Below are 5055 nucleotides of genomic sequence, written 5' to 3' on the forward strand. Positions count from 1 at the left end.
GCACGGACCCGGGCAGGCCCGCCAGAGCGGCGGCGGCCTCGTCGAGCCGGTCGGCGTCGACGATGACGGCATGCTCGTTCGGCCACCCGCGCTGCCGCAACAACGCCGCCAGCGTCGCCGGGCGGTTGGATACGGCGGCGTCGCGGGTTTGGCCACGGGTTTGATCGGTGGCGGCGTCGTCGGCCGGGGCGGAGGTGATGGCGGTGCCATGGGTGGGGGCCATGCCCTGGGTGGCGGTGGCGGCGTCGCGGGCCTGTTCGGCGACGTCGAGGGCGTCGAGCAGGCCGGTCGCGCCGATCCCCGCCGACGCCAGCGCGTTGAGCTGGGCCGCCGCCGGGCCGCCCTCGGCGTCGTCGAGCGCCGCCTGGGCGGAGGCCACCTCCTGGTCGGCCACGCCCAGCGCCTTGAGTGCCTCGTTCAGCCGCAGCCGCACCTCGCCCAGCTCCCGTTCGGCGGTGGGCACGTCGCGTCCGTCGGCGAACCTGCGCGTCTCCTCCAGCGCCGGGATCTGGCCGCGCAACTCGTCGGCGGAGTTCTCCGCCACGGCCCGGTCGGCGTCGAGCTTGGCCGCCCTGGCCTGGAGCGCGGCCAGCTCCCTGCGCGCCTGGGAGACCTGCCGGTCGAGCGTGTCTTCGCGCAGCGTGCCGATCTCGGCCTTGACCAGGGCGATCGCCTCGGCCGCCGCCTCGCCGGCCATCCGGTGGCGGTCGAGTTCGGCGGCCAGCAGTTCGTCCTTGTCGGCGGCGTCGATCAGCTTGCGCGCCTGCCTGCCGCGCCAGCAGCGCAACGCGTCGGCCAGCCGCACCCGCGCCTGATCACGCCGGTCGAACGTGGCCAGCAACGCCTTCGACTCCGACTCGAACTCGGCCAGCCGGTCGGACGCCTGCGCCGCACGTACCCGCTTGGCGTGCTCGTCGCGGCGGGCCTCGCGCTCCTGCTCCAGCTCGGCGTCGAGGCCGGTGAGCGCGGCGATGGCCTCGAAGACGCGCTCGGGCGAGATCTCGTTGAGCGGCTGGGAGAGCAGGTTCGTGGCGACCTTGCTCCGCACCGACGTGGACAGGAACGACACGCACCGCACCCGGTCCCCGTACAGGACCTTGGTCAGGTCGCGCGCCACCACGTCGCGGCGGCCGGCGGACTTGGGCAGCGACGCCCAGATCTCGTCGGCCCGCGCCACCCGCTCGGCCTCGGACGCCGCGGCCGCCAGATGCACTCCGGCCCGCCACCGGATCTCCAGGTGCGGGGCCTCCTGGTTGACCTTCAGCCAGACGGTGACCGCGCCGCCGGAGGTGTCAGGCACCTCGAACAACTCGTCCGACTCATCCGAATCGTCCGCCATGCCGGTGCCGGTGGCGGCGCCGGTGCCGGTGGCGATGCCGTTTGTGGCGCCGATGCCTCCGCCGCTGGTGTCGTCGCCGTGGCTCGCGTCGTCGAGCATCGTGGGCTGCGCGACGGTGGCGGCGGCCGCCGGCTCGGCGTCGGTGGAACCGCGCTCGTCCGCCAGGGGGAGCGGGAAGTCGTCACCCATGCCGGGCGGGCCGAACACGCCGACGATGAAGCCGTGATCGGCACTGGCCCACTGCCGCGCGCCCGCGCCGCTGGCCAGTTCGGCGTTGAACAGCAGCTCCGACACCGCCTTCGCCCCCGAGGCGAACCGCCACTGCTCGTCGCCGAGCAGCGCGGTGATGGATGCGATGAACGACGACTTACCCGCGCCGTTCGAGTCCTTCGGCCCGGCGCCGGCCACGACGATCAGCGTGCCGGGGACCGTGGGCACCGGATGGGTGGAAAGCCGCGAAATGTTGACCGCCTGCACGGCGATCAGCACCCGGTCTCCGACGACGTTCTCCACCTGCGACACCTGAAACCCCCGTAACCCTTCCATCCGTTGTCACACCGACACTCATCACGCCACGACCCCGCCACCCGGACTGCCCAAGGGACTGCCGCCCGGACCACCCTCCGGACCGCTGTCCGAATCGCTGTTCAAACCACCACCTGGACTGCGGCCCAGACCGCCCTTCGGATCGCGGTCCGAACCGCCTTCGGGACCGCCGTCCAGACTGCCTTCGGGACTGCGGCTCGGACCACCCTCCGGGCTGCTGCCCGCCCCGCCACCTGGACTGCCGATGGGATCGCGGCCCAGACCGCCCTTCGGACCGTTGTCCGAACCGCCTTCGGGACCGCCGTCCAGACTGCCTTCGGGACTGCGGCTCGGACCACCCTCCGGGCTGCTGCCCGCCCCGCCACCTGGACTGCCGACGGGACCGCGGCCCAGACCGCCCTTCGGACCGCTGTCCAATCCGCCTTCGGGACCGCCGTCCAGACCGCCGTCCGGAATGTCCGCGGGACCGTCGTTCGCGCCGCCACGCGGGACGAGGGACGCTACTCTCCCGCTCCCCGACACCGGTGCCGTCGCCCGGCTCGCGAGCACACGCGGCCCGGTCGGCCGGGGCTCCGGTGCCGTTCGTCGCAGCGGCGCGGCCAGCGCTGCTGGTCCTTGCGGTGGCATGCCAGGCTTGGTGGGCCTCCTGGCGTCGTGGCCACCCACTGGTCCTCGTGGCGGGACGGTCGCCTGCGGGTGCCCGGGGCGGCATGACCACCCACCAGCCCTTGCGGCGGCGTGGCCCCGCGTGTGGAGTCCCACGCGTGCGAGCGAGCGTTCGCGGCGGCGGGGGCTGGCGATCGTGGCCGGATGTTCGCTCATCCCGCTGATCTCCGTGCGCGGATGGCGGCCGCCAGGGGCGTGTGCGGACCGGCGGCGAGGATCAGCTCCTCCTGCAGTCGTCGCCGCGCGGCAGGCGTGAGGCGGTGGAACTGCGGGCCCGGCACGTAGCCGCCGGCCTCTTCACCTGCCTTCACCTGGGACAGCAGCCCCGCGTGCCGCAGCATCCGCAGCGCGGACTCCAGCTCGCCGATCGGCAGTTGGGTGTGTCGGCGCAGTTCGTCGGCCGGGGTCGGGTGCGGGGACAGCCATGTGTCCTCCGGGAGTAGCCCTTCCGCGCGGGGGATCGCCACCGAGTGCACCAGCACCAGCGTCAGCACCGCCCGCTCGGCCACCCCAAGCTCGGCAGCGAGTACGGCGCTTGTGCGCACGGCCGCCGCTCGCCTCTGTCCACCTGCATGTACGGGTGTGGTCGCACTGGCGGGAGTGGACGCGGGTTCCGGCGGGTTGGTGGCCTCGATCGAGTGAGTCGCGCCGTCGGTCGTCTCGGTGGGCGGTGTGGCGCCGGTGGCCTCGACATCCGATGCGATACCGCCGGCCCCGGCACCTGACGTGACGCTGGCGGCCTCGCCATCCGATGTGACCCCGGCGGTCTGGACATCCGACGCGACCCCGGCGGTCTGGCCACCCGCTGTGACACCCGCCACCGCCTTGGCGCCTGGGGTGGCGCCGGCCGGGCCGTTGACCGACGCGATGGCACCCGGTGCTTCGTCGCCCGATCTTCTTTCGGCGGACGCGGGCTCGACAGGCCTTTCGCCGTCCGGCGTTCCTTCGGCCAGCGCGATGTTGCCCGGGGATTCGTCGTTCGGTGTTCCTTCGGCCAGCGCGATGTTGCCCGGGGATTCGTCGTTCGGTGTTCCTTCGGTCGGCGCGGTCTGGGCTCGGTGTGATGCCGGGGTTCGTTCGGTTGCGGCGAGTGCGGTGGCGACGTCGTCGGCGTAGCCGGAGATCCAGCGTTCGCGGTGTTGCACCAGCGTCCGCCCCCGCCGTCCCAGCATCTCCGCCAGCGTGTGCCGCAGCGCCGGGTCGCGCAGGGCGGCGAAGCGGGCCTCGGGGGCCGGCTCGGCGGCGTGCTCCACCACCATGAACGCCGCCACCAGCTCCGCCCGCCGCCGCTCGTCGTACGCGCCGAGCAGGTCCTCGAACTCGGACGTCCCCGCCTCGGCGCGGCCGCCGGCCGACGGCAGGGGCGAGGCGGGACGTGCGGCCTCGACGATGTCGGAGTCGGCCACCACGGTCAGCTTCCGGCGTTCGGGCTCGGGCAGGCGGCGGACCAGCTCCTGCAACTGGGCATACGATTCGACCGGCCACAACGCGCACCGGGGGCCGAGCGAGACCAAGCCGTCGTCCATCACGACCCATGCCGAGTCGTGCAGCCGACGCAGCGCGCCGACCGCCCAGTTGCGCATCAGATCGTCGGTACGTCCGATCAACGCCCGGTACGTGTCGAGCACCAGCTCGACCGGCGCCGGCGAGCCCGGCCACGGGTCGGTGGACAGGTCGCTCCAGCAGCACTTGAGCACGGCGGCCAGCACCCGCCGGGTCTCGCCCGAGCGCTCCACCGGAACGGGCGCGACCTGGTACTCCTCCAGCAGCGACGGTGTCACCCCGTCGGGCCACACCGGCAGCGCGGAGCCGGTGGAGTCGGGCCTGGTCAGCCGGAGCATTCCGGCGGGAGCCTGCGCTCCGGCGCCCAAGGGCAGCGGCCCGCCCGAGCGTGCCTGTACGTGTGCGAGCTGGTCGGCGTCCACGGCGGAGGCCCGCCCGGCGGCAGCCTGCCTGGCGGCAGCCCATCCGGTGGTGGTCGTGGTTGCGCGGGACCCGGAGGTGCGGGGCGCGGCGTCGTCGCGTGAGGCGGCCGTCATGAGGTGACTCCGATGATGAGGCGAGGTCGGGCGCCGGCGATGACGCGACCCCGGCGACGCGACCCCACAAGGCGCGCCGCGAGCGGCCGCGAGGTGGTGAGGTGCGTTCCAGGCGGCCGCGAGGTCGTGACCCGCGTGGGGTTCGGCCGAAGGAGGCGTGGAGTCATGAGGTGCGCTCCAGGTAGCCGTGGGACAGCCAGGACGGCTCACGCCCAGGATCAACAGTGAGGTCGTCGGACCAGGTCAGCCGGTACGGCAGCTCAGGACGCAGATCGACGGTGGTCAGGTCGGCCAGCAGGCGGCGGGCGGCGACCCAGTCGTCGCCGAGCACGTCGGTCAGCGCCACGCGCGTGGCCGAGCCGAGCAGTGTCTCGGCCACCTCGGTCAGCCGTTCGACCGCCGCGGTGGGCGAGCCGTCGAGCGTGCCGTCGGGGCCGGGGTCGGGCAGGTTGGAGCGCGGGGGAG

1 protein-coding gene and 2 pseudogenes are annotated in these 5055 nt (G+C 73.8%); all 3 read right to left on the minus strand.

All coding sequences use genetic code 11. From position 1 onward, the window contains the following. Positions 1 to 1852 (minus strand): annotated as a pseudogene (locus HII36_RS57620) (hypothetical protein); the annotation flags it as partial. Between the two features lie 851 nt (positions 1853 to 2703). Next, positions 2704 to 4590, minus strand: coding sequence for a hypothetical protein (locus tag HII36_RS57625; RefSeq protein WP_236005150.1), 1887 nt, complete (start codon positions 4588 to 4590; stop codon positions 2704 to 2706). Positions 4591 to 4753: 163 nt separating this feature from the next. After that, positions 4754 to 5055, minus strand: a pseudogene (locus HII36_RS53265) (hypothetical protein); the annotation flags it as partial.

This window comes from Nonomuraea antri, from assembly GCF_013283785.1.
Classification (GTDB): domain Bacteria; phylum Actinomycetota; class Actinomycetes; order Streptosporangiales; family Streptosporangiaceae; genus Nonomuraea; species Nonomuraea antri.

Coding starts and splice junctions, on each gene's coding strand:
- HII36_RS57625 (WP_236005150.1), bottom strand. CDS start 4,590: ATGACGGCCGCCTCACGCGACGACGCCGCGCCCCGCACCTCCGGGTCC.